Source organism: Escherichia sp. E4702 (genome assembly GCF_963883545.1).
Taxonomy (GTDB): Bacteria; Pseudomonadota; Gammaproteobacteria; order Enterobacterales; family Enterobacteriaceae; genus Escherichia.
In genome coordinates this window covers 12,716-37,426 of sequence record NZ_CAWORF010000027.1, presented here as the reverse complement: position 1 = coordinate 37,426, position 24,711 = coordinate 12,716, and the positions used below count along the sequence as shown (strand labels likewise).

Here is a 24,711-nt window from a genome sequence, read left to right as displayed (position 1 = left end):
CTGCCCGTGTGCATACTTTTAGTCGATGGTACGCAGCAGTTCGTTAATACCAACTTTACCGCGAGTTTTCGCGTCAACTTTCTTAACGATAACCGCACAGTAGAGGCTGTATTTGCCATCTTTCGACGGCAGGTTGCCGGATACCACCACAGAACCTGCCGGTACGCGACCGTAATGGATTTCGCCGGTTTCACGGTCGTAAATACGGGTGCTTTGACCGATGTATACGCCCATAGAGATGACGGAACCTTCTTCGACAATCACCCCTTCAACCACTTCAGAGCGTGCGCCGATGAAGCAGTTATCTTCAATAATGGTCGGGTTAGCCTGCAGCGGCTCCAGCACGCCACCAATGCCTACGCCGCCAGACAGATGCACGTTTTTACCAATCTGCGCACAGGAACCGACGGTGGCCCAGGTATCAACCATCGTGCCTTCATCAACATATGCGCCGATGTTGACATAAGATGGCATCAGCACGGTATTACGGGCGATAAATGCGCCCTGACGCACTGCCGCTGGTGGCACTACGCGGAAGCCTTCTTTCTGGAAACGTGCTTCATCGTAGTTAGCGAATTTCATCGGCACTTTATCGAAGTAGCGGCTTTCTGCCCCTTCGATCACCTGATTATCATTAATACGGAAAGAGAGCAGCACCGCTTTTTTCAACCACTGATGCGTCACCCACTGACCGTCAATTTTTTCCGCTACACGCAGTGCGCCGGAATCCAGCAGGGCGATCACCTGATTTACCGCTTCGCGGGTAACGGTGTCTGCATTGGCTGGCGTGATCTCGGCACGGCGTTCAAAAGCGGTTTCAATAATGTTCTGTAACTGCTGCATTGTTAAACTCTTTTCATATCAGTAAACACATCACCCTTTATCGTTTGGATTGAGGGCCTCTGTCAACCGCTGATGCACTTCCTGCTGCAACTCGTTATTAAGTGCGCGCCGATCAGCGGTAGCGATTATGAATAAATCTTCTACTCGCTCGCCAATGGTTGTAATTCGGGCGCCATGAAGCGAAATTCCCAGATCGGCAAAAATTTTCCCAACTCGGGCCAGCAGACCAGGTTGGTCGAGAGCGATAAGCTCAAGGAATGATTTTCGGTCGGTATGGGTAGGCAAAAACGTCACTTCGGTTTCAACAGTAAAGTGACGTAGTTTGGCCGGTTGACGACGCGGCTGTGGTGGCTGCCAGCTACTTTGCGTCAGCACCTGCTCAAGTCCAAAACGAATGACTTCATGGCGATCTGCGGACAGCGGGCTGCCATCTGGTTCCAGCACGATGAAGGTATCCATTGCCATTCCGTCGCGGGTAGTGAAAATTTGTGCGTCGTGAACACTTAAATTGCGGCGGTCTAATTCGGCACAGACGGCGGCAAACAGATAGGGGCGGTCCGGGCTCCAGATAAAAATCTCGGTGCCTCCACGCGTAGCCTGCGGGCTAAGCAATACCAGCGGTTTGCTTAAATCATGCTGTAATAAATGGCGCGCATGCCAGGCCAGTTGATTTGGGCTATGGCGGACAAAATAGTTAGCGCGACAGCGCGACCAAATCTGGTGCAGCGCCTCTTCGTCGATATTGTCCATGCGCAGCAGCGCCAGCGCCTGAAGCTGGTGATGGCGAACCCGTTCGCGCATATCCGGCGTGTTTTGCATCCCGCGTCGTAGCTGTTTTTCGGTGGCGAAATAGAGTTCGCGCAGCAGGCTTTGCTTCCAGCTATTCCATAGTGTTTCGTTGGTGGCGCAAATATCGGCCACTGTCAGGCATACCAGATAGCGCAGCCGGGTTTCCGTTTGCACTTCTTCGGCAAACTGTTTGATGACTTCCGGATCCTGAATATCGCGGCGTTGGGCGGTGACCGACATCAGCAAGTGCTGGCGAACCAGCCAGGCTACCAGTTGCGTTTCGCGCGAGTTCAGCCCGTGGAGTTCGGCAAAATGCAATACGTCTTGTGCGCCGAGTATAGAGTGGTCGCCGCCACGCCCTTTGGCGATATCGTGAAACAGTGCGGCGATAAAGATAAGCTCAGGTGACGGCAATCGCGGCCAGACATCCACACACAACGGATGGCGCTGGCGCGTTTCTTCACTGGCAAAACTCTCCAGTTTCAACATCACGCGAATAGTATGTTCATCCACCGTGTAGGCGTGGAACAGGTCAAACTGCATCTGCCCGACGATATGCGACCATTGCGGCATATAGGCACCGAGCACGCTATGGCGATGCATCGGTAACAGTCCACGACGCACCGAACCAGGGTGACGCAGAATGCTCAAAAATAGCTTTCGCGCTTCAGGAATATTGCACAGCGGTTGTTGCAGATGGCGACGGGCATGACGTAACTGGCGCAGTGTGGTGGAGTAAATGCCGGTGATCGCACTGTTGCGCACCATGGTATAGAACATGCGTAATATCGCTTCTGGTTGGCGCATAAACAGCGTTTCATCGCGCAGATCGATAAGCGTGCCGCGTAGCTGAAATTCATCGTCTATTGGACGTGGTTTTTCGTCGGCGGGAAGGGCGAGGATAGCCTCGTCGAACAGTTGCAATAGCATATGGTTAAGTTCGCTAACGCGGCGCGTAACGCGAAAATAATCCTTCATCATCTGTTCGACTGGCTCGTTACCTTCACCACCGTAATTCAGACGCTGGGCAACGCTAAGCTGGCGATCAAATAACAGGCGATTATCGTAACGGTTGACCACCAAATGCAGGGCGAAGCGAATTCGCCAGAGAATATGCAAACACTCATTTAGCTCTGCACGTTCCGCAGACGTTAAGAAGCCAAATCCGACCATTTCATCGAGTGATGTTGCGCCAAAATGGCGGCGGGCCACCCATTGCAGAGTGTGGATATCGCGCAAGCCGCCGGGGCTGCTTTTGATGTCTGGTTCAAGATTGTAGCTGGTGCCGTGATAACGCTGGTGGCGCTGGTTTTGTTCTTCAACTTTCGCCGCGCAAAACTTATCGGACGGCCAGAATCCTTCGCTGAAAATATGCTTTTGCAGTTCGAGAAATAGCGCTACATCGCCAATTAACAAGCGGGATTCGATCAGGTTGGTGGCGACGGTTAAATCTGATAATCCTTCCAGTATGCACTCTTCAAGCGTGCGCACGCTATGACCGACTTCCAGCTTCACATCCCAGAGCAGCGTTAACAGCTCGCCCACTTTTTGCGCCTGATCGTCCGGAAGTTTTTTACGGCTTAAGATCAGTAAATCGACGTCTGAAAGCGGATGCAGCTCGCCACGACCATAACCACCGACGGCAACCAGCGCCAGATCGGCGATCTGGCTGAATCCTGCTTCAATCCATAACCGTTGCATGAGCTGGTCGATAAACTCGGTGCGAGCTTCAATCAATTGTTCAGCGGAAATCCCACTATCAAAGGCATCACCTAGCCAACGCTGGAAGGTATCAATATGGGCTTTTATCCCACAGACAGTTAATTCATCACGGGGCCAGGCGCATGGATTTTGCGGTTGACCGGGCAGGGTGGGGAGAGCGGTATTTGCGTACTGTTCTGGAAGGGTATTCATCGTGCGCCACCCATAAGATTACATTATCACATTAAAAAAGCCGGCATTCGCCGGCTTCAGATTGTTGACAAAGTGCGCTTTGTTCATGCCGGATGCGGCGTGAACGCCTTATCCAGCCTACAACTCCTTGCAAATGGAGAAGGTAGGATGCATCAGGCATTTTTGCGTTTGTCTTCCTCTTATTCGTCGTGCGAGATTATCGCCGGGATGGTGTCATCCTTGCGTAACGTCAGAATTTCGCAGCCGTTATCAGTCACCACAATAGTATGCTCGTATTGTGCAGACAAGCTGCGATCTTTGGTTTTTACCGTCCAGCCATCTTTCATGGTGCGGATCTCTTTTTTACCCGCGTTGACCATTGGCTCGATAGTAAATGTCATCCCTGGTTTCAGCACGACGTTGGTTTCAGGGGAGTCATAGTGCAGCACCTGCGGTTCTTCATGGAAGCCGCGACCAATACCGTGCCCGCAATATTCACGAACGACAGAGAAGCCTTCTGCTTCGACAAATTTCTGAATCGCAGCACCGATTTCGCGCAGATTGATGCCTGGTTTCACCATACGCAGCGCCAGATACAGGCTCTCTTGTGTGATGCGGCACAGGCGTTCGCCCATGATGGTCGGCTTACCGACGATAAACATTTTCGAGGTATCGCCGTGGAAACCATCCTTAATAACGGTGACATCGATGTTAACGATGTCGCCATCTTTCAGCAGCTTGGCATCGTCCGGAATACCGTGGCACACCACTTCATTAATAGAGATGCAAACAGATTTCGGATAACCATGATAGCCGAGGCAGGCAGAAACCGCGTGTTGTTCATTAACAATGTAATCATTACAGATGCGATCCAGCTCACCGGTGCTGACGCCCGGTTTAACATAGGGTTCGATCATCTCCAGCACTTCGGCAGCCAGGCGGCCAGCGACGCGCATTTTTTCGATATCTTCAGGGGTCTTGATTGAGATAGCCATTAATTCTGTCCATCAGCGTCGGTGATACCGACAATATATATGTAAGTGCTGTCAATGGTATCACACCCGGGCAAATTGAGAATCATTCTGAATTTCGCCAAACGTGCCACTGAACGTTTTCTATAATAGAAAATTCATCGTCTGGTGCTGTACACAGCGCCAACAATTATTGGTGTCCGCGACGTATTTGTGGTATAAAGCGCGCCGGACTTCCGATCCATTTCGTATACACAGACTGGACGGAAGCGACAATCTCACTTTGTGTAACAACACACACGTATCGGCACATATTCCGGGGTGCCCTTTGGGGTCGGTAATATGGGATACGTGGAGGCATAACCCCAACTTTTATATAGAGGTTTTAATCATGGCAACTGTTTCCATGCGCGACATGCTCAAGGCTGGTGTTCACTTCGGTCACCAGACCCGTTACTGGAACCCGAAAATGAAGCCGTTCATCTTCGGTGCGCGTAACAAAGTTCACATCATCAACCTTGAGAAAACTGTACCGATGTTCAACGAAGCTCTGGCTGAACTGAACAAGATTGCTTCTCGCAAAGGTAAAATCCTTTTCGTTGGTACTAAACGCGCTGCAAGCGAAGCGGTGAAAGACGCTGCTCTGAGCTGCGACCAGTTCTTCGTGAACCATCGCTGGCTGGGCGGTATGCTGACTAACTGGAAAACCGTTCGTCAGTCCATCAAACGTCTGAAAGACCTGGAAACTCAGTCTCAGGACGGTACTTTCGAAAAGCTGACCAAGAAAGAAGCGCTGATGCGCACTCGTGAGCTGGAGAAACTGGAAAACAGCCTGGGCGGTATCAAAGACATGGGCGGTCTGCCGGACGCTCTGTTTGTAATCGATGCTGACCACGAACACATTGCTATCAAAGAAGCAAACAACCTGGGTATTCCGGTATTTGCTATCGTTGATACCAACTCTGATCCGGACGGTGTTGACTTCGTTATCCCGGGTAACGACGACGCAATCCGTGCTGTGACCCTGTACCTGGGCGCTGTTGCTGCAACCGTACGTGAAGGCCGTTCTCAGGATCTGGCTTCCCAGGCGGAAGAAAGCTTCGTAGAAGCTGAGTAATAAGGCTTGATAACTCCCCCAAAATAGTTCGAGTTGCAGAAAGGCGGCAAGCTCGAGAATTCCCGGGAGCTTACATCAGTAAGTGACCGGGATGATCGAGCGAAGACAACGCATCTGCGGCGCGAAATATGAAGGGGGGAGAGCCCTTATAGACCAGGTAGTACACGTTTGGTTAGGGGGCCTGCATATGGCCCCCTTTTTCACTTTTATATCTGTGCGGTTTAACGCCGGGCAGATCACATCTCCGAGGATTTTAGAATGGCTGAAATTACCGCATCCCTGGTAAAAGAGCTGCGTGAGCGTACTGGCGCAGGCATGATGGATTGCAAAAAAGCACTGACTGAAGCTAACGGCGACATCGAGCTGGCAATCGAAAACATGCGTAAGTCCGGTGCTATTAAAGCAGCGAAAAAAGCAGGCAACGTTGCTGCTGACGGCGTGATCAAAACCAAAATCGACGGCAACTACGGCATCATTCTGGAAGTTAACTGCCAGACTGACTTCGTAGCGAAAGACGCTGGTTTCCAGGCGTTCGCAGACAAAGTTCTGGACGCAGCTGTAGCTGGCAAAATCACTGACGTTGAAGTTCTGAAAGCACAGTTCGAAGAAGAACGTGTTGCGCTGGTAGCGAAAATTGGTGAAAACATCAACATTCGCCGCGTTGCTGCGCTGGAAGGCGATGTTCTGGGTTCTTATCAGCACGGTGCGCGTATTGGCGTTCTGGTTGCTGCTAAAGGCGCTGACGAAGAGCTGGTTAAACACATCGCTATGCACGTTGCTGCAAGCAAACCAGAATTCATCAAACCAGAAGATGTATCCGCTGAAGTGGTAGAGAAAGAATACCAGGTACAGCTGGACATCGCGATGCAGTCTGGTAAGCCGAAAGAAATCGCAGAGAAAATGGTTGAAGGCCGCATGAAGAAATTCACCGGCGAAGTTTCTCTGACCGGTCAGCCGTTCGTTATGGAACCGGCAAAAACTGTTGGTCAGCTGCTGAAAGAGCATAACGCTGAAGTGACTGGCTTCATCCGCTTCGAAGTAGGTGAAGGCATCGAGAAAGTTGAGACTGACTTTGCAGCAGAAGTTGCTGCGATGTCCAAGCAGTCTTAATTATCGAAAAGGAGCCGCCTGAGGGCGGCTTCTTTTTGCGCCCATCTTGTAAATTCAGCTAACCCTTATGGGGCTGCGCTGAAAAGCGACGTACAATGTCGCTAGTATTAATTCATTTCAATCGTTGACAGTCTCAGGAAAGAAACATGGCTACCAATGCAAAACCCGTCTATAAACGCATTCTGCTTAAGTTGAGTGGCGAAGCTCTGCAGGGCACGGAAGGCTTCGGTATTGATGCAAGCATACTGGATCGCATGGCTCAGGAAATCAAAGAGCTGGTTGAACTGGGTATTCAGGTTGGTGTGGTGATTGGTGGGGGTAACCTGTTCCGTGGCGCTGGTCTGGCGAAAGCGGGTATGAACCGCGTTGTGGGCGACCACATGGGGATGCTGGCTACCGTAATGAACGGTCTGGCAATGCGTGATGCACTGCACCGCGCCTATGTGAACGCTCGTCTGATGTCCGCTATTCCGTTGAATGGCGTGTGCGACAGTTACAGCTGGGCAGAAGCAATCAGCCTGTTGCGTAACAACCGTGTGGTGATCCTCTCCGCCGGTACGGGTAATCCATTCTTCACCACTGACTCCGCAGCTTGCCTGCGTGGTATCGAAATTGAAGCCGATGTGGTGCTGAAAGCGACCAAAGTTGATGGTGTGTTTACCGCTGATCCAGCGAAAGATCCAACTGCAACTATGTATGAGCAGCTGACTTACAGCGAAGTGCTGGAAAAAGAGCTGAAAGTCATGGACCTGGCGGCCTTTACGCTGGCTCGTGACCACAAATTACCGATTCGTGTTTTCAACATGAACAAACCGGGTGCACTGCGCCGTGTGGTAATGGGTGAAAAAGAAGGAACATTAATCACGGAATAATTCCCGTGATGGATAAATAAGGGTAAGATTCCGCATAAGTATCGCGGGGGCGTAAGTCTGATTATAAGGCGTTATTGTTGCAGGCAGTCTGGTCACGGCCAGCTCGCAGCAACCGGAGCGTACATAAGTACGTGAGGATGGCGAGCACTGCCCGGGGCCAAAATGGCAAATAAAATAGCCTAATAATCCAGACAATTACCCGTAATATGTTTAATCAGGGCTATACTTAGCACACTTCCACTGTGTGTGACTGTCTGGTCTGACTGAGACAAGTTTTCAAGGATTCGTAACGTGATTAGCGATATCAGAAAAGATGCTGAAGTACGCATGGACAAATGCGTTGAAGCGTTCAAAACCCAAATCAGCAAAATACGCACGGGTCGTGCTTCTCCCAGCCTGCTGGATGGCATTGTCGTGGAATATTACGGCACGCCAACGCCGCTGCGTCAGCTGGCAAGCGTAACGGTAGAAGATTCCCGTACTCTGAAAATCAACGTGTTTGACCGTTCAATGTCTCCGGCCGTTGAAAAAGCGATTATGGCGTCCGATCTCGGCCTGAACCCGAACTCTGCGGGTAGCGACATTCGTGTTCCGCTGCCGCCGCTGACGGAAGAGCGTCGTAAAGATCTGACCAAAATCGTTCGTGGCGAAGCTGAACAGGCGCGAGTTGCAGTACGTAACGTGCGTCGTGATGCGAACGACAAAGTGAAAGCACTGTTGAAAGAAAAAGAGATCAGCGAAGACGACGATCGCCGTTCTCAGGACGATGTACAGAAACTGACTGATGCTGCAATCAAGAAAATTGAAGCGGCGCTGGCAGACAAAGAAGCAGAACTGATGCAGTTCTGATTTCTTGAACGACAAAAAACGCCGCTCAGTAGATCCTTGCGGATCGGCTGGCGGCGTTTTGCTTTTTATTCTGTCTCAACTCTGGATGTTTCATGAAGCAACTCACCATTCTGGGCTCGACCGGCTCGATTGGTTGCAGCACGCTGGACGTGGTGCGCCATAATCCCGAACACTTCCGCGTAGTTGCGCTGGTGGCAGGCAAAAATGTCACTCGCATGGTAGAACAGTGCCTGGAGTTCTCTCCCCGCTATGCCGTTATGGACGATGAAGCGAGTGCGAAACTTCTTAAAACGATGCTACAGCAACAGGGTAGCCGCACCGAAGTCTTAAGCGGGCAACAAGCTGCCTGCGATATGGCGGCGCTTGAAGATGTTGATCAGGTGATGGCGGCGATTGTGGGCGCTGCTGGCCTGTTACCTACCCTTGCAGCGATCCGCGCCGGTAAAACCATCTTGCTGGCAAACAAAGAATCACTGGTCACCTGCGGACGTCTGTTTATGGACGCAGTAAAGCAGAGTAAAGCACAGTTATTACCGGTCGATAGCGAACACAACGCCATTTTTCAGAGTTTACCGCAACCTATCCAGCATAATCTGGGATACGCTGACCTTGAGCAAAATGGCGTGGTGTCCATTTTACTTACCGGGTCTGGTGGTCCGTTCCGTGAGACGCCCTTGCGTGATTTGGCAGCAATGACGCCCGATCAAGCATGCCGTCATCCGAACTGGTCGATGGGACGTAAAATTTCTGTCGATTCGGCTACCATGATGAACAAAGGTCTGGAATACATTGAAGCGCGTTGGCTGTTTAACGCCAGCGCCAGCCAGATGGAAGTGCTGATTCACCCGCAGTCAGTGATTCACTCAATGGTGCGCTATCAGGACGGCAGCGTTCTGGCGCAGCTGGGGGAGCCGGATATGCGTACGCCAATTGCCCACACCATGGCATGGCCGAATCGCGTGAACTCTGGCGTGAAGCCGCTCGATTTTTGCAAACTAAGTGCGTTGACATTTGCCGCACCGGATTATGATCGTTATCCATGCCTGAAACTGGCGATGGAGGCGTTCGAACAAGGTCAGGCAGCGACGACCGCATTGAATGCCGCAAACGAAATCACCGTTGCTGCTTTTCTTGCGCAACAAATCCGCTTTACGGATATCGCTGCGTTGAATTTATCCGTACTGGAAAAAATGGATATGCGCGAACCACAATGTGTGGACGATGTGTTATCTGTTGATGCGAACGCGCGTGAAGTCGCCAGAAAAGAGGTGATGCGTCTCGCAAGCTGAGGATAATCCGGCTACAGAGAGTCGCGCTATTTGTTAGCGTAGGGCTTCAGTGATATAGTCTGCGCCATCTGATCGTAAGTAGTTGGCTTTATAAGGTCAGGTATGCCGTGGTTTTACACGGCTTTTTTTTGTATAGGCTTCAGTATTCCTGAGTACCGTAAACCCTGTCAGGGAATAAAAAACGCGTGATGTTGTCTGCTACTCAACCACTTAGCGAAAAATTGCCAGCGCATGGCTGTCGTCATGTTGCGATCATTATGGACGGCAATGGTCGCTGGGCAAAAAAGCAAGGGAAGATTCGTGCCTTTGGGCATAAAGCCGGGGCAAAATCCGTCCGCCGGGCTGTCTCTTTTGCGGCCAACAACGGTATTGAGGCGTTAACGCTGTATGCCTTTAGTAGTGAAAACTGGAACCGACCAGCGCAGGAAGTCAGTGCGTTAATGGAACTGTTTGTGTGGGCGCTCGATAGCGAAGTAAAAAGTCTGCACCGACATAACGTGCGTCTGCGTATTATTGGCGATACCAGTCGTTTTAACTCGCGTTTGCAAGAACGTATTCGTAAATCTGAAGCGTTAACAGCCGGAAATACCGGTCTGACGCTGAATATTGCGGCGAACTACGGTGGACGTTGGGATATTGCCCAGGGAGTCAGGCAACTGGCTGAAAAGGTGCAGCAAGGAAACCTGCAACCGGATCAGATAGATGAAGAGATGCTTAACCAGCATGTCTGTATGCATGAACTGGCCCCTGTAGATTTAGTAATTAGGACTGGGGGGGAGCATCGCATTAGTAACTTTTTGCTTTGGCAAATTGCCTATGCCGAACTTTACTTTACAGATGTTCTTTGGCCCGATTTCGATGAACAAGACTTTGAAGGGGCGTTAAATGCCTTTGCTAATCGTGAGCGTCGTTTCGGCGGCACCGAGCCCGGTGATGAAACAGCCTGATGGGGGTCGCTTTTGCTGAAGTATCGCCTGATATCTGCTTTTGTTTTAATACCCGTAGTCATCGCGGCGCTGTTTTTGTTGCCGCCGGTGGGGTTCGCCATTGTTACGCTGGTAGTTTGTATGCTGGCGGCGTGGGAATGGGGACAGCTTAGCGGTTTTACCACTCGCTCGCAGCGGGTATGGCTGGCGGTGCTGTGCGGTTTATTGCTGGCGCTGATGCTTTTTCTATTGCCGGAATATCATCGGAATATTCATCAACCACTGGTTGAAGTCTCACTTTGGGCTTCGCTTGGTTGGTGGGGTGTTGCGTTATTATTGGTGCTATTTTACCCCGGTTCGGCGGCAATCTGGCGAAACTCTAAAACGTTACGCATTATTTTCGGTGTATTAACCATTGTGCCTTTCTTTTGGGGCATGCTGACGTTACGTGCGTGGCACTATGACGAGAATCATTACAGTGGCGCGATATGGCTGCTCTATGTCATGATCCTGGTCTGGGGAGCTGACTCAGGGGCATATATGTTTGGCAAATTATTTGGCAAACATAAGCTGGCGCCGAAGGTTTCTCCGGGTAAAACCTGGCAAGGTTTTATTGGCGGACTCGCGACCGCAGCAGTAATCTCATGGGGTTACGGTATGTGGGCGAATCTCGACGTCGCCCCCGTCACCTTACTCATTTGCTCTATTGTCGCAGCTCTAGCCTCTGTGCTCGGCGACTTAACTGAGAGCATGTTTAAGCGCGAAGCAGGAATTAAGGACAGCGGTCATTTAATTCCAGGACACGGTGGTATTTTAGATCGTATTGATAGCCTGACGGCTGCGGTGCCGGTCTTTGCTTGCCTGTTGTTGCTGGTATTCAGGACGCTTTAACGGAAGGTATTATGCTGAGTTTTCTCTGGGATTTGGCTTCGTTCATCGTTGCACTGGGTGTGCTTATCACCGTGCATGAATTTGGTCATTTCTGGGTTGCCCGGCGCTGTGGTGTTCGCGTTGAGCGTTTCTCGATAGGTTTTGGTAAGGCGCTCTGGCGCCGCACTGACAAACTCGGCACCGAATATGTCATCGCCCTGATCCCCCTGGGCGGTTATGTCAAAATGCTGGATGAGCGCGCAGAACCGGTTGTTCCGGAACTTCGCCACCATGCCTTCAACAATAAAACTGTTGGCCAGCGAGCAGCGATAATCGCCGCAGGTCCGGTTGCAAACTTCATTTTTGCTATCTTTGCTTACTGGCTGGTTTTTATCATTGGTGTTCCCGGCGTTCGCCCGGTTATTGGTGAAATATCAGCCAACTCGATTGCCGCACAAGCACAAATTGTACCTGGCACGGAACTAAAAGCTGTAGATGGTATCGAAACGCCTGATTGGGATTCCGTGCGCCTACAACTGGTTGACAAAATCGGCGACGAAAGCACCACCCTTACGGTGGCACCTTTTGGCAGCGATCAACGACGAGATGTAAAGCTTGATTTGCGAAACTGGGCGTTTGAGCCTGATAAGGAAGATCCGGTATCTTCTTTGGGGATTCGCCCTCGTGGTCCGCAAATTGAACCTGTACTGGAAAATGTGTCACCAAACTCAGCGGCAAGTAAGGCGGGTTTGCAAGCAGGCGACAGGATCGTTAAAGTCGATGGTCAGCCATTAACGCAATGGCTGACGTTTGTGATGCTTGTCCGGGATAACCCGGATAAACCGTTAGCGTTAGATATCGAAAGGCAGGGGAGTCCCTTGTCTTTGACATTAATCCCGGAGAGCAAACCGGGTAAGGGTAAAGCGATTGGTTTTGCCGGCATTGAGCCGAAAGTCATTCCTTTGCCAGATGAGTATAAAGTTGTACGCCAGTATGGACCGTTCAACGCCATCGTTGAAGCCACGGACAAAACGTGGCAATTGATGAAGCTGACGGTCAGTATGCTGGGAAAATTGATCACCGGTGATGTGAAACTGAACAACCTCAGTGGGCCGATCTCTATCGCCAAGGGGGCTGGGATGACAGCGGAACTCGGGGTTGTTTATTACCTGCCGTTCCTTGCGCTTATTAGCGTGAACTTAGGGATAATTAACCTGTTTCCGTTGCCCGTACTTGACGGGGGGCATCTGCTGTTCCTTGCGATCGAAAAGATCAAGGGCGGACCGGTATCCGAGCGGGTTCAAGACTTTTGTTATCGCATTGGCTCGATTTTGCTGGTGCTGTTAATGGGGCTTGCACTTTTCAATGATTTCTCTCGGTTATGAGAGTTAGTTAGGAAGAACGCATAATAACGATGGCGATGAAAAAGTTGCTCATAGCGTCGCTGCTGTTTAGCAGCGCCACCGTATACGGTGCTGAAGGGTTCGTAGTGAAAGACATTCATTTCGAAGGCCTTCAGCGTGTCGCCGTTGGTGCGGCCCTCCTCAGTATGCCGGTGCGCACAGGCGACACGGTTAATGATGAAGATATCAGTAATACCATTCGCGCTCTGTTTGCTACCGGCAACTTTGAGGATGTTCGCGTCCTTCGTGATGGTGATACCCTTCTGGTTCAGGTAAAAGAACGTCCGACGATTGCCAGCATCACTTTCTCCGGTAACAAATCGGTGAAAGATGACATGCTGAAGCAAAACCTCGAGGCTTCTGGCGTGCGAGTGGGGGAATCCCTCGATCGCACCACCATTGCCGATATCGAGAAAGGTCTGGAAGACTTCTACTACAGCGTCGGTAAATACAGCGCCAGCGTAAAAGCTGTCGTGACCCCACTGCCGCGTAACCGTGTTGACCTAAAACTGGTGTTCCAGGAAGGTGTGTCAGCTGAAATCCAGCAAATCAACATTGTTGGTAACCATGCTTTCACCACCGACGAACTGATCTCTCATTTCCAACTGCGTGACGAAGTGCCGTGGTGGAACGTGGTAGGCGATCGTAAATACCAGAAACAGAAACTGGCGGGCGACCTTGAAACCCTGCGCAGCTACTATCTGGATCGCGGTTATGCCCGTTTCAACATCGACTCTACCCAGGTCAGTCTGACTCCAGATAAAAAAGGTATCTACGTCACGGTAAACATCACCGAAGGCGATCAGTACAAACTCTCTGGCGTTGAAGTGAGCGGTAACCTTGCCGGGCACTCTGCGGAAATCGAACAGTTGACTAAGATCGAGCCGGGTGAGCTGTATAACGGCACCAAAGTGACCAAAATGGAAGATGACATTAAAAAACTTCTCGGTCGCTACGGTTATGCCTATCCGCGCGTGCAGTCGATGCCTGAAATCAACGACGCCGACAAAACCGTTAAATTACGTGTGAACGTTGATGCGGGTAACCGTTTCTACGTACGTAAGATCCGTTTTGAAGGTAACGACACCTCGAAAGATGCCGTCCTGCGCCGCGAAATGCGCCAGATGGAAGGTGCCTGGTTAGGCAGCGATCTGGTCGATCAGGGTAAAGAACGTCTGAATCGTCTGGGCTTCTTTGAAACGGTTGATACCGATACCCAACGTGTTCCGGGTAGCCCGGACCAGGTTGACGTGGTCTACAAGGTAAAAGAGCGCAACACCGGTAGCTTCAACTTTGGTATCGGTTACGGTACTGAAAGTGGTGTGAGCTTCCAGGCTGGCGTGCAGCAGGATAACTGGTTAGGTACCGGTTATGCTGTTGGTATCAACGGGACCAAAAACGATTACCAGACCTATGCTGAATTGTCGGTAACCAACCCGTACTTCACTGTAGATGGTGTAAGCCTTGGCGGTCGTGTCTTCTATAATGACTTCCAGGCAGATGACGCTGACCTGTCCGACTATACCAACAAGAGTTATGGTACAGACGTGACGTTGGGCTTCCCGATCAACGAATATAACTCGCTACGTGCGGGTTTGGGTTATGTCCATAACTCCCTGTCCAACATGCAGCCGCAGGTTGCGATGTGGCGTTATCTCTACTCTATGGGTGAGCATCCAAACACCTCTGATCAGGATAACAGCTTCAAAACGGACGATTTCACGTTTAACTATGGTTGGACCTATAACAAGCTCGACCGTGGTTACTTCCCGACGGATGGTTCCCGTGTCAACCTGACCGGTAAAGTGACCATTCCGGGATCGGATAACGAATACTATAAAGTGACGTTAGACACGGCGACCTATGTGCCGATCGACGACGATCACAAATGGGTTGTTCTGGGTCGTACTCGTTGGGGCTACGGTGATGGTTTAGGCGGCAAAGAAATGCCGTTCTATGAAAACTTCTATGCAGGTGGTTCCAGCACCGTGCGTGGCTTCCAGTCCAATACCATCGGTCCGAAAGCGGTTTACTTCCCGCATCAGGCCAGTGATTATAATCCGGACTACGATTATGAATGTGCAACTCAGGACGGTGCAACCGACCTGTGTAAATCGGATGATGCAATCGGGGGGAACGCTATGGCGGTTGCCAGCCTGGAACTCATCACTCCGACGCCGTTCATTAGCGACAAGTATGCCAACTCGGTCCGTACCTCCTTCTTCTGGGATATGGGTACCGTTTGGGATACTAACTGGGATTCAAGTCAGTACTCTGGATATCCGGACTATAGTGATCCAAGCAATATCCGTATGTCTGCGGGTATCGCATTACAATGGATGTCCCCATTGGGGCCGTTGGTGTTCTCCTACGCCCAGCCGTTCAAAAAGTACGATGGAGACAAGGCTGAACAGTTCCAGTTTAACATTGGTAAAACCTGGTAAGTGTTCTCCACAAAGGAATGTAGTGGTAGTGTAGCGATGACTTTAGGCGATCTCGATAAGATCGCCGGGCCACGCAAAGAACTGCACCTTCCGGTGCAAATGGGATGGTAAGGAGTTTATTGTGAAAAAGTGGTTATTAGCGGCAGGTCTCGGTTTAGCACTGGCAACTTCTGCTCAGGCGGCTGACAAAATTGCAATCGTCAATATGGGCAGCCTGTTTCAGCAGGTAGCACAGAAAACCGGTGTTTCTAACACGCTGGAAAATGAGTTCAAAGGCCGTGCCAGCGAACTGCAGCGTATGGAAACTGATCTGCAAGCTAAAATGAAAAAGCTGCAGTCCATGAAAGCCGGCAGCGATCGCACTAAGCTGGAAAAAGACGTGATGGCTCAGCGCCAGACTTTTGCTCAGAAAGCGCAGGCTTTTGAGCAGGATCGTGCACGTCGTTCCAACGAAGAACGCGGTAAACTGGTTACTCGTATCCAGACTGCTGTGAAATCCGTTGCCAGCAGCCAGAGCATCGATCTGGTTGTTGACGCAAACGCCGTTGCTTACAACAGCAGCGATGTAAAAGACATCACTGCTGACGTACTGAAACAGGTTAAATAAGTAATGCCTTCAATTCGACTGGCTGATTTAGCGCAGCAGTTGGATGCAGAACTACACGGTGATGGCGATATCGTCATCACCGGCGTTGCGTCCATGCAATCTGCACAAACAGGTCACATCACGTTCATGGTTAACCCTAAATACCGTGAACATTTAGGCTTGTGCCAGGCGTCCGCGGTTGTCATGACTCAGGACGATCTCCCTTTCGCGAAAAGTGCCGCGCTGGTAGTGAAGAATCCCTACCTGACTTACGCGCGCATGGCGCAAATTTTAGATACCACGCCACAGCCCGCGCAAAACATTGCACCGAGTGCAGTGATCGACGCGACGGCGAAGCTGGGTAACAACGTATCAATTGGCGCTAACGCGGTGATTGAGTCCGGCGTTGAACTGGGCGATAACGTGGTTATCGGCGCCGGTTGCTTCGTTGGTAAAAACAGCAAAATCGGTGCAGGTTCGCGTCTTTGGGCGAACGTGACGATTTACCATGAGATCCAGATTGGTCAGAATTGCCTGATCCAATCCGGAACTGTGGTAGGCGCAGACGGCTTTGGCTATGCCAACGATCGTGGTAACTGGGTGAAGATCCCGCAGATTGGTCGCGTAATTATTGGCGATCGCGTGGAGATCGGCGCATGTACCACCATCGATCGCGGTGCGCTGGACGACACCGTTATTGGCAATGGCGTGATCATTGATAACCAGTGCCAGATTGCACATAACGTCGTGATTGGCGACAATACGGCGGTTGCCGGTGGCGTCATTATGGCGGGCAGCCTGAAAATTGGTCGTTACTGCATGATCGGCGGTGCCAGCGTAATCAACGGGCATATGGAAATATGCGATAAAGTGACGGTTACGGGCATGGGTATGGTGATGCGTCCCATCACTGAACCAGGCGTCTATTCCTCAGGCATTCCGCTGCAACCCAACAAAGTCTGGCGCAAAACCGCTGCACTGGTGATGAACATTGATGACATGAGCAAGCGTCTGAAGTCGCTTGAGCGCAAGGTTAATCAACAAGACTAACGTTCCATCTTTTGTTCGCCAAACTTTACGGCCTGTCTCATTCTTACGATTGCGGCAGGCCGTGTTATTATTGTCGTTTCTTATATTTTGACAGGAAGAGTATCTTGACTACTAACACTCATACTCTGCAGATTGAAGAGATTTTAGAACTTCTGCCGCACCGTTTCCCGTTCTTACTGGTGGATCGCGTGCTGGATTTTGAAGAAGGTCGTTTTCTGCGCGCAGTAAAAAATGTCTCTGTCAATGAGCCATTCTTCCAGGGCCATTTCCCTGGAAAACCGATTTTCCCGGGTGTGCTGATTCTGGAAGCAATGGCACAGGCAACAGGTATTCTGGCGTTTAAAAGCGTAGGAAAACTGGAACCGGGTGAGCTGTACTACTTCGCTGGTATTGACGAAGCGCGCTTCAAGCGCCCGGTCGTGCCAGGCGATCAAATGATCATGGAAGTCACTTTCGAAAAAACGCGCCGCGGCCTGACCCGTTTTAAAGGGGTTGCTCTGGTCGACGGTAAAGTAGTTTGCGAAGCAACGATGATGTGTGCTCGTAGCCGGGAGGCCTGATACGTGATTGATAAATCCGCCTTTGTGCATCCAACCGCCATTGTGGAAGAGGGCGCGTCGATTGGCGCCAACGCCCACATTGGTCCTTTTTGTATCGTTGGACCCCATGTCGAAATTGGTGAGGGTACCGTACTGAAATCTCACGTTGTCGTGAATGGTCATACTAAAATTGGCCGCGACAATGAGATTTATCAGTTCGCCTCCATCGGTGAAGTTAACCAGGATCTGAAATATGCTGGCGAACCGACCCGCGTGGAAATCGGCGATCGTAACCGCATTCGCGAAAGCGTCACCATTCATCGTGGCACAGTCCAGGGCGGTGGATTGACGAAGGTGGGCAGCGACAACTTACTGATGATCAACGCGCACATTGCGCACGATTGTACGGTAGGTAACCGCTGCATTCTCGCCAACAACGCAACGCTGGCGGGGCACGTATCGGTAGACGACTTCGCGATCATCGGCGGCATGACCGCAGTCCATCAGTTCTGCATCATTGGTGCGCATGTGATGGTTGGCGGTTGCTCCGGTGTGGCGCAGGACGTCCCTCCTTATGTCATTGCGCAGGGTAACCACGCAACGCCGTTCGGTGTCAATATCGAAGGGCTGAAGCGCCGCGGATTTAGCCGCGAGGCGATTACCGCTATCCGCAATGCGTATAAGCTGATTTATCGCAGCGGTAAAACGCTCGATGAAGTGAAACCGGAAATTGCCGAACTTGCGGAAACGTATCCGGAAGTAAAAGCCTTTACCGATTTCTTTGCACGCTCAACGCGCGGTCTGATTCGTTAATGACTGAACAGCGTCCATTAACGATTGCCCTGGTCGCCGGAGAAACCTCCGGCGATATCCTGGGGGCCGGTTTAATCCGTGCTCTGAAAGAACGTGTGCCCAATGCCCGCTTTGTTGGTGTTGCCGGACCACGAATGCAAGCCGAAGGCTGCGAAGCCTGGTACGAAATGGAAGAGCTGGCGGTGATGGGCATTGTTGAAGTGCTCGGGCGTCTGCGTCGCTTACTGCATATTCGTGCCGATCTGACAAAGCGTTTTGGCGAACTGAAGCCAGATGTTTTTGTCGGTATTGATGCGCCTGACTTCAATATTACCCTTGAAGGTAACCTTAAAAAGCAGGGTATCAAAACCATTCATTATGTCAGTCCGTCCGTCTGGGCGTGGCGACAGAAACGCGTTTTCAAAATAGGCAGAGCCACCGATCTGGTGCTCGCATTTCTGCCTTTCGAAAAAGCGTTTTATGACAAATATAACGTGCCGTGCCGTTTTATCGGTCACACCATGGCTGATGCCATGCCGTTAGATCCAGATAAAAACGCCGCGCGTGATGTGCTGGGGATCCCTCACGATGCCCACTGTCTGGCATTGTTGCCGGGAAGCCGTGGCGCGGAAGTGGAGATGCTTAGCGCCGATTTCCTGAAAACTGCCCAGCTTTTGCGCCAGACTTACCCTGATCTGGAGATCGTGGTGCCGCTGGTAAATGCCAAACGCCGTGAGCAGTTTGAACGCATCAAAGCTGAAGTCGCGCCAGACCTTTCGGTTCATATGCTGGATGGAATGGGCCGTGAGGCGATGGTCGCCAGCGATGCGGCGCTATTGGCGTCGGGTACGGCTGCACTGGAGTGCATGCTGGCGAAATGCCCGATGGTGGTGGGGTATCGCATGAAGCCTTTCACCTTCTGGCTGGCGAAGCGGCTGGTGAAAACCGATTATGTCTCGCTGCCAAACCTGCTGGCGGGCAGAGAGTTAGTTAAAGAATTATTGCAGGAAGAGTGTGAGCCGCAAAAACTGGCTGAGTCGCTGTTACCGCTGTTGGCGAACGGGAAAACCAGCCACGCGATGCACGACACCTTCCGCGAGCTGCATCAGCAGATCCGCTGCAATGCCGATGAGCAGGCGGCACAAGCCGTTCTGGAGTTAGCACAATGATCGAATTTGTCTATCCGCACACGAATCTGGTTGCTGGTGTGGATGAAGTTGGGCGCGGGCCGTTGGTTGGCTCGGTCGTTACCGCTGCCGTGATCCTCGATCCGGCGCGCCCGATTGTCGGGTTGAATGATTCCAAAAAGCTAAGTGAAAAACGTCGTCTTGCGCTCTGTGAAGAGATCAAAGAGAAAGCGTTAAGCTGGAGCCTGGGCCGCGCGGAACCTCATGAAATCGACGAACTGAATATTTTACACGCGACCATGCTGGCGATGCAGCGTGCCGTCGCTGGGCTGCATATTGCGCCGGAATATGTGTTGGTTGATGGTAACCGCTGCCCGAAATTACCGATGCCGTCGATGGCAGTGGTGAAAGGCGATAGCCGCGTACCGGAAATCAGTGCTGCGTCTATCCTGGCGAAAGTGACGCGCGACGCCGAAATGGCGGCGCTGGATATTGTTTTCCCGCAATATGGTTTTGCCCAACACAAAGGGTATCCAACCGCTTTTCATCTGGAAAAACTGGCTGAATATGGCGCGACTGAACATCATCGTCGCAGCTTTGGGCCTGTCAAACGCGCACTGGGACTTGCGTCCTGATTCTTGTGTCGAGATTAAGTAAACCGGAATCTGAAGATGTCTGAACCACGTTTCGTACACCTGCGGGTGCACAGCGACTACTCGATGATCGATGGCCTGGCAAAAACCGCGCCGCTGGTAAAAAAGGCGGCGGCGTTGGGTATGCCAGCACTGGCGATCACCGATTTCACCAACCTTTGCGGTCTGGTGAAGTTCTACGGAGCGGGACATGGCGCAGGGATTAAGCCCATCGTCGGGGCAGATTTTAATGTCCAGTGCAACCTGCTGGGTGATGAGTTAACCCACCTGACGGTGCTGGCGGCGAACAATACTGGCTATCAGAATCTGACGTTGCTGATCTCAAAAGCGTATCAGCGCGGTTACGGTGCCGCCGGACCGATCATCGATCGCGACTGGCTTATCGAATTAAACGAAGGGCTGATTTTGCTCTCTGGCGGGCGCATGGGCGACGTCGGGCGCAGTCTTTTGCGTGGTAACAGCGCGCTGGTAGATGAGTGTGTCGCGTTTTATGAAGAACACTTCCCGGATCGCTATTTTCTCGAGCTGATCCGCACCGGAAGGCCGGACGAAGAAAGCTATTTGCACGCGGCGGTGGAACTGGCGGAAGCGCGCGGTTTGCCCGTCGTGGCGACCAACGACGTGCGCTTTATCGACAGCAGCGACTTTGACGCACACGAAATCCGCGTCGCGATCCACGACGGCTTTACCCTCGACGATCCTAAACGCCCGCGTAACTATTCGCCGCAGCAATATATGCGTAGCGAAGAGGAGATGTGCGAGCTGTTTGCCGACATCCCCGAAGCTCTTGCCAACACCGTTGAGATCGCCAAACGCTGTAACGTAACTGTGCGTCTTGGTGAATACTTCCTGCCGCAGTTCCCGACCGGAGACATGAGCACCGAAGATTATCTGGTCAAGCGTGCAAAAGAGGGCCTGGAAGAGCGTCTGGCATTTTTATTCCCTGACGAAGAAGAACGTGTTAAGCGCCGCCCGGAATATGACGAGCGTCTGGAAACTGAACTTCAGGTTATCAACCAGATGGGCTTCCCGGGCTACTTCCTCATCGTTATGGAATTTATCCAGTGGTCGAAAGATAACGGCGTACCGGTAGGGCCAGGCCGTGGCTCCGGTGCAGGGTCACTGGTGGCCTACGCGCTGAAAATCACCGACCTCGATCCGCTGGAATTTGACCTGCTGTTCGAACGTTTCCTTAACCCGGAACGTGTCTCCATGCCTGACTTCGACGTTGACTTCTGTATGGAGAAACGCGATCAGGTTATCGAGCACGTGGCAGACATGTACGGTCGTGATGCGGTATCGCAGATTATCACCTTCGGTACGATGGCGGCGAAAGCGGTGATCCGCGACGTAGGCCGCGTGCTGGGGCATCCGTACGGCTTTGTCGACCGTATCTCGAAACTGATCCCGCCCGATCCGGGGATGACGCTGGCGAAAGCGTTTGAAGCCGAGCCGCAGCTGCCGGAAATCTACGAAGCAGATGAAGAAGTTAAGGCGCTGATCGACATGGCGCGCAAACTGGAAGGGGTCACCCGTAACGCCGGTAAGCACGCCGGTGGGGTGGTTATCGCGCCGACCAAAATTACTGATTTTGCGCCGCTTTACTGCGATGAAGAGGGCAAACATCCGGTCACCCAGTTTGATAAAAGCGACGTTGAATACGCCGGACTGGTGAAGTTCGACTTCCTCGGCTTGCGTACGCTCACCATCATCAACTGGGCGCTGGAGATGATCAACAAGCGGCGGGCGAAGAATGGCGAGCCGCCGCTGGATATCGCCGCGATCCCGCTTGATGATAAGAAAGCTTCGACATGCTGCAACGCTCGGAAACCACGGCGGTATTCCAGCTTGAATCGCGCGGCATGAAAGACCTGATCAAGCGTCTGCAACCTGACTGCTTCGAAGATATGATCGCACTGGTGGCACTGTTCCGCCCCGGCCCGTTGCAATCAGGATGGTGGATAACTTTATCGACCGTAAACATGGTCGCGAGGAGATTTCCTACCCGGACGTGCAGTGGCAGCATGAAAGCCTGAAACCGGTACTGGAGCCAACCTACGGCATTATCCTGTATCAGGAACAGGTCATGCAGATTGCCCAGGTGCTCTCTGGTTATACCCTCGGTGGCGCGGATATGCTGCGTCGTGCGATGGGTAAGAAAAAGCCGGAAGAGATGGCTAAGCAGCGTTCTGTATTTGCTGAAGGTGCAGAAAAGAACGGGATCAACGCCGAACTGGCGATGAAAATCTTCGACCTGGTGGAGAAATTCGCCGGTTACGGATTTAACAAATCGCACTCTGCGGCCTATGCTTTGGTGTCATATCAAACGTTATGGCTGAAAGCGCACTATCCGGCAGAGTTTATGGCGGCGGTAATGACTGCCGATATGGATAATACCGAGAAGGTGGTGGGCCTGGTGGATGAGTGCTGGCGGATGGGGCTGAAAATCCTGCCACCAGATATAAACTCCGGTCTTTACCATTTCCACGTCAACGACGACGGCGAAATCGTGTATGGTATTGGCGCGATCAAAGGGGTAGGTGAAGGTCCGATTGAGGCCATCATCGAAGCCCGTAATAAAGGCGGCTACTTCCGCGAACTGTTTGATCTCTGCGCCCGAACCGACACCAAAAAGTTAAACCGGCGAGTGCTGGAAAAACTGATCATGTCCGGGGCGTTTGACCGCTTGGGTCCACACCGCGCGGCGCTGATGAACTCGCTGGGCGATGCGTTAAAAGCGGCAGATCAACACGCGAAAGCGGAAGCCATCGGTCAGGCCGATATGTTCGGCGTGCTGGCCGAAGAGCCGGAACAAATTGAACAATCCTACGCCAGCTGCCAGCCGTGGCCGGAGCAGGTGGTGTTAGATGGGGAACGTGAAACGTTAGGTCTGTACCTGACGGGACACCCTATCAACCAGTATTTAAAAGAGATTGAGCGTTATGTCGGAGGCGTAAGGCTGAAAGACATGCACCCGACAGAACGTGGTAAAGTCACCACGGCTGCGGGGCTCGTTGTTGCCGCGCGGGTTATGGTCACCAAGCGCGGCAATCGTATCGGTATCTGCACGCTGGATGACCGTTCCGGGCGCCTGGAAGTGATGTTGTTTACAGACGCCCTGGATAAATACCAGCAATTGCTGGAAAAAGACCGCATACTTATCGTCAGCGGACAGGTCAGCTTTGATGACTTCAGCGGTGGGCTTAAAATGACCGCTCGCGAAGTGATGGATATTGACGAAGCCCGGGAAAAATATGCTCGCGGGCTTGCTATCTCGCTGACGGACAGGCAAATTGATGACCAGCTTTTAAACCGACTCCGTCAGTCTCTGGAACCCCACCGCTCTGGGACAATTCCAGTACATCTCTACTATCAGAGGGCGGATGCACGCGCGCGGTTGCGTTTTGGCGCGACGTGGCGTGTCTCTCCGAGCGATCGTTTATTAAACGATCTCCGTGGCCTCATTGGTTCGGAGCAGGTGGAACTGGAGTTTGACTAATACAGGAATACTATGAGTCTGAATTTCCTTGATTTTGAACAGCCGATTGCAGAGCTGGAAGCGAAAATCGATTCTCTGACTGCGGTTAGCCGCCAGGATGAGAAACTGGATATTAACATCGATGAAGAAGTGCATCGTCTGCGTGAAAAAAGCGTAGAACTGACACGTAAAATCTTCGCCGATCTCGGTGCATGGCAGATTGCGCAACTGGCACGCCATCCACAGCGTCCTTATACCCTGGATTACGTTCGCCTGGCATTTGATGAATTTGACGAACTGGCTGGCGACCGCGCGTATGCAGACGATAAAGCTATCGTCGGTGGTATCGCCCGTCTCGATGGTCGTCCGGTGATGATCATTGGTCATCAAAAAGGTCGTGAAACCAAAGAAAAAATTCGCCGTAACTTTGGTATGCCAGCGCCAGAAGGTTACCGCAAAGCACTGCGTCTGATGCAAATGGCTGAACGCTTTAAGATGCCTATCATCACCTTTATCGACACCCCGGGGGCATATCCGGGCGTGGGCGCAGAAGAGCGTGGTCAGTCTGAAGCCATCGCGCGCAACCTGCGTGAAATGTCTCGCCTTAGCGTACCGACTATTTGTACCGTTATCGGTGAAGGTGGTTCTGGCGGCGCGCTGGCGATTGGTGTGGGCGATAAAGTGAATATGCTGCAATACAGCACCTATTCCGTTATCTCGCCGGAAGGTTGCGCGTCCATTCTGTGGAAGAGTGCCGACAAAGCGCCGCTGGCGGCTGAAGCGATGGGTATCATCGCTCCGCGTTTGAAAGAACTGAAACTGATCGACTCCATCATCCCGGAACCGCTGGGCGGCGCTCACCGTAACCCGGAAGCGATGGCGGCATCGTTGAAAGCGCAGCTGCTGGCGGATCTAGCCGATCTCGACGTGTTAAGCACTGAAGATTTAAAAAATCGTCGTTATCAGCGTCTGATGAGCTACGGCTACGCGTAATCAGCAAATATTCTGAAAAGGGTCACTTCGGTGGCCTTTTTTTCTATGTGGTTTATTTAGTCATATTATAAATACATTTAGATAATCTTACTTTCGTTTTCTCCTGCCATAAAATTC

The 24,711-nt window shown here is 51.8% G+C and carries 19 protein-coding genes and 1 pseudogene; 17 read left to right on the top strand and 3 right to left on the bottom strand.

Translation table 11 applies throughout. The features are described from left to right. Nucleotides 1-18: 18 nt before the first annotated feature. The 3 genes from dapD to map all read right to left on the bottom strand — a co-directional run bounded on the left by dapD (nucleotide 19) and on the right by map (nucleotide 4,520). A complete protein-coding gene (dapD, locus tag AACU94_RS17110; RefSeq protein WP_001186656.1) occupies nucleotides 19-843 on the bottom strand; it encodes a 2,3,4,5-tetrahydropyridine-2,6-dicarboxylate N-succinyltransferase in 825 nt (274 codons plus the stop codon). A gap of 30 nt (nucleotides 844-873) precedes the next feature. Then, on the bottom strand, nucleotides 874-3,546 hold the full coding sequence (glnD, locus tag AACU94_RS17105; protein WP_135489867.1) for a bifunctional uridylyltransferase/uridylyl-removing protein GlnD: 2,673 nt from the start codon (nucleotides 3,544-3,546) through the stop codon (nucleotides 874-876). Between the two features lie 179 nt (nucleotides 3,547-3,725). Beyond that, nucleotides 3,726-4,520 carry a type I methionyl aminopeptidase gene (gene map, locus AACU94_RS17100; RefSeq protein WP_001018190.1) on the bottom strand — a complete coding sequence of 265 codons (795 nt, stop codon included), beginning with the start codon at nucleotides 4,518-4,520 and terminating at the stop codon, nucleotides 3,726-3,728. Nucleotides 4,521-4,887: 367 nt separating this feature from the next. Between map and rpsB the strand changes: the two genes are divergently transcribed. From rpsB to accA, 17 genes and pseudogenes are all read left to right on the top strand, one after another. Then, nucleotides 4,888-5,613, top strand: a complete 726-nt coding sequence (gene rpsB, locus AACU94_RS17095; protein WP_000246884.1) for a 30S ribosomal protein S2 — start codon at nucleotides 4,888-4,890, stop codon at nucleotides 5,611-5,613. A 258-nt stretch (nucleotides 5,614-5,871) separates the two neighbouring features. Next, nucleotides 5,872-6,723, top strand: coding sequence for a translation elongation factor Ts (gene tsf, locus AACU94_RS17090; RefSeq protein ID WP_000818112.1), 852 nt, complete (start codon nucleotides 5,872-5,874; stop codon nucleotides 6,721-6,723). A 146-nt stretch (nucleotides 6,724-6,869) separates the two neighbouring features. After that, the gene (pyrH, locus tag AACU94_RS17085) at nucleotides 6,870-7,595 is read left to right on the top strand and encodes a UMP kinase (protein WP_000224573.1); all 726 of its coding nucleotides are present in this window, start codon (nucleotides 6,870-6,872) and stop codon (nucleotides 7,593-7,595) included. Between the two features lie 291 nt (nucleotides 7,596-7,886). Then, nucleotides 7,887-8,444, top strand: coding sequence for a ribosome recycling factor (frr, locus tag AACU94_RS17080; RefSeq protein WP_000622419.1), 558 nt, complete (start codon nucleotides 7,887-7,889; stop codon nucleotides 8,442-8,444). 92 nt (nucleotides 8,445-8,536) lie between these two features. Beyond that, nucleotides 8,537-9,733, top strand: coding sequence for a 1-deoxy-D-xylulose-5-phosphate reductoisomerase (gene ispC / locus AACU94_RS17075; protein ID WP_135489865.1), 1,197 nt, complete (start codon nucleotides 8,537-8,539; stop codon nucleotides 9,731-9,733). 188 nt (nucleotides 9,734-9,921) lie between these two features. After that, the gene (gene ispU / locus AACU94_RS17070) at nucleotides 9,922-10,680 is read left to right on the top strand and encodes a (2E,6E)-farnesyl-diphosphate-specific ditrans,polycis-undecaprenyl-diphosphate synthase (protein ID WP_112014149.1); all 759 of its coding nucleotides are present in this window, start codon (nucleotides 9,922-9,924) and stop codon (nucleotides 10,678-10,680) included. Nucleotides 10,681-10,692: 12 nt separating this feature from the next. Further along, nucleotides 10,693-11,550 (top strand): phosphatidate cytidylyltransferase, encoded by an 858-nt coding sequence (gene cdsA / locus AACU94_RS17065; protein WP_130205024.1) that lies wholly within the window; start codon nucleotides 10,693-10,695, stop codon nucleotides 11,548-11,550. Nucleotides 11,551-11,561: 11 nt separating this feature from the next. Next, a complete protein-coding gene (gene rseP / locus AACU94_RS17060; RefSeq protein WP_135489863.1) occupies nucleotides 11,562-12,914 on the top strand; it encodes a sigma E protease regulator RseP in 1,353 nt (450 codons plus the stop codon). Between the two features lie 29 nt (nucleotides 12,915-12,943). After that, a complete protein-coding gene (gene bamA, locus AACU94_RS17055) occupies nucleotides 12,944-15,376 on the top strand; it encodes an outer membrane protein assembly factor BamA (RefSeq protein ID WP_130205028.1) in 2,433 nt (810 codons plus the stop codon). A gap of 121 nt (nucleotides 15,377-15,497) precedes the next feature. Further along, on the top strand, nucleotides 15,498-15,983 hold the full coding sequence (gene skp / locus AACU94_RS17050) for a molecular chaperone Skp (RefSeq protein ID WP_000758958.1): 486 nt from the start codon (nucleotides 15,498-15,500) through the stop codon (nucleotides 15,981-15,983). Between the two features lie 3 nt (nucleotides 15,984-15,986). Next, nucleotides 15,987-17,012 carry a UDP-3-O-(3-hydroxymyristoyl)glucosamine N-acyltransferase gene (lpxD, locus tag AACU94_RS17045; RefSeq protein WP_064524990.1) on the top strand — a complete coding sequence of 342 codons (1,026 nt, stop codon included), beginning with the start codon at nucleotides 15,987-15,989 and terminating at the stop codon, nucleotides 17,010-17,012. Nucleotides 17,013-17,116: 104 nt separating this feature from the next. After that, a complete protein-coding gene (gene fabZ / locus AACU94_RS17040; RefSeq protein WP_000210739.1) occupies nucleotides 17,117-17,572 on the top strand; it encodes a 3-hydroxyacyl-ACP dehydratase FabZ in 456 nt (151 codons plus the stop codon). A gap of 3 nt (nucleotides 17,573-17,575) precedes the next feature. Then, entirely contained in the window at nucleotides 17,576-18,364 is a 789-nt protein-coding gene (gene lpxA / locus AACU94_RS17035; protein WP_000565966.1) for an acyl-ACP--UDP-N-acetylglucosamine O-acyltransferase, read from the top strand. Next, on the top strand, nucleotides 18,364-19,512 hold the full coding sequence (gene lpxB / locus AACU94_RS17030; RefSeq protein ID WP_130221597.1) for a lipid-A-disaccharide synthase: 1,149 nt from the start codon (nucleotides 18,364-18,366) through the stop codon (nucleotides 19,510-19,512). Before lpxA ends, lpxB begins: the two co-directional genes overlap by 1 nt. Beyond that, nucleotides 19,509-20,105 (top strand): ribonuclease HII, encoded by a 597-nt coding sequence (rnhB, locus tag AACU94_RS17025; protein ID WP_135489861.1) that lies wholly within the window; start codon nucleotides 19,509-19,511, stop codon nucleotides 20,103-20,105. The genes lpxB and rnhB overlap by 4 nt, the downstream gene beginning before the upstream one ends. Before the next feature lie 36 nt (nucleotides 20,106-20,141). Further along, nucleotides 20,142-23,622 (top strand): annotated as a pseudogene (dnaE, locus tag AACU94_RS17020) (DNA polymerase III subunit alpha). A gap of 12 nt (nucleotides 23,623-23,634) precedes the next feature. Further along, entirely contained in the window at nucleotides 23,635-24,594 is a 960-nt protein-coding gene (gene accA, locus AACU94_RS17015; protein WP_000055746.1) for an acetyl-CoA carboxylase carboxyl transferase subunit alpha, read from the top strand. Nucleotides 24,595-24,711: the final 117 nt, after the last annotated feature.

Excerpts from the sequence above, each read along its gene's own strand:
- rseP (WP_135489863.1), top strand. The coding sequence starts at position 11,562 with ATGCTGAGTTTTCTCTGGGATTTGGCTTCGTTCATCGTTGCACTGGGT.
- bamA (WP_130205028.1), top strand. The coding sequence starts at position 12,944 with ATGGCGATGAAAAAGTTGCTCATAGCGTCGCTGCTGTTTAGCAGCGCC.
- lpxB (WP_130221597.1), top strand. The coding sequence starts at position 18,364 with ATGACTGAACAGCGTCCATTAACGATTGCCCTGGTCGCCGGAGAAACC.
- pyrH (WP_000224573.1), top strand. The coding sequence starts at position 6,870 with ATGGCTACCAATGCAAAACCCGTCTATAAACGCATTCTGCTTAAGTTG.
- glnD (WP_135489867.1), bottom strand. The coding sequence starts at position 3,546 with ATGAATACCCTTCCAGAACAGTACGCAAATACCGCTCTCCCCACCCTG.
- rpsB (WP_000246884.1), top strand. The coding sequence starts at position 4,888 with ATGGCAACTGTTTCCATGCGCGACATGCTCAAGGCTGGTGTTCACTTC.
- rnhB (WP_135489861.1), top strand. The coding sequence starts at position 19,509 with ATGATCGAATTTGTCTATCCGCACACGAATCTGGTTGCTGGTGTGGAT.
- dapD (WP_001186656.1), bottom strand. The coding sequence starts at position 843 with ATGCAGCAGTTACAGAACATTATTGAAACCGCTTTTGAACGCCGTGCC.
- ispU (WP_112014149.1), top strand. The coding sequence starts at position 9,922 with ATGTTGTCTGCTACTCAACCACTTAGCGAAAAATTGCCAGCGCATGGC.
- lpxD (WP_064524990.1), top strand. The coding sequence starts at position 15,987 with ATGCCTTCAATTCGACTGGCTGATTTAGCGCAGCAGTTGGATGCAGAA.
- map (WP_001018190.1), bottom strand. The coding sequence starts at position 4,520 with ATGGCTATCTCAATCAAGACCCCTGAAGATATCGAAAAAATGCGCGTC.
- ispC (WP_135489865.1), top strand. The coding sequence starts at position 8,537 with ATGAAGCAACTCACCATTCTGGGCTCGACCGGCTCGATTGGTTGCAGC.
- accA (WP_000055746.1), top strand. The coding sequence starts at position 23,635 with ATGAGTCTGAATTTCCTTGATTTTGAACAGCCGATTGCAGAGCTGGAA.
- tsf (WP_000818112.1), top strand. The coding sequence starts at position 5,872 with ATGGCTGAAATTACCGCATCCCTGGTAAAAGAGCTGCGTGAGCGTACT.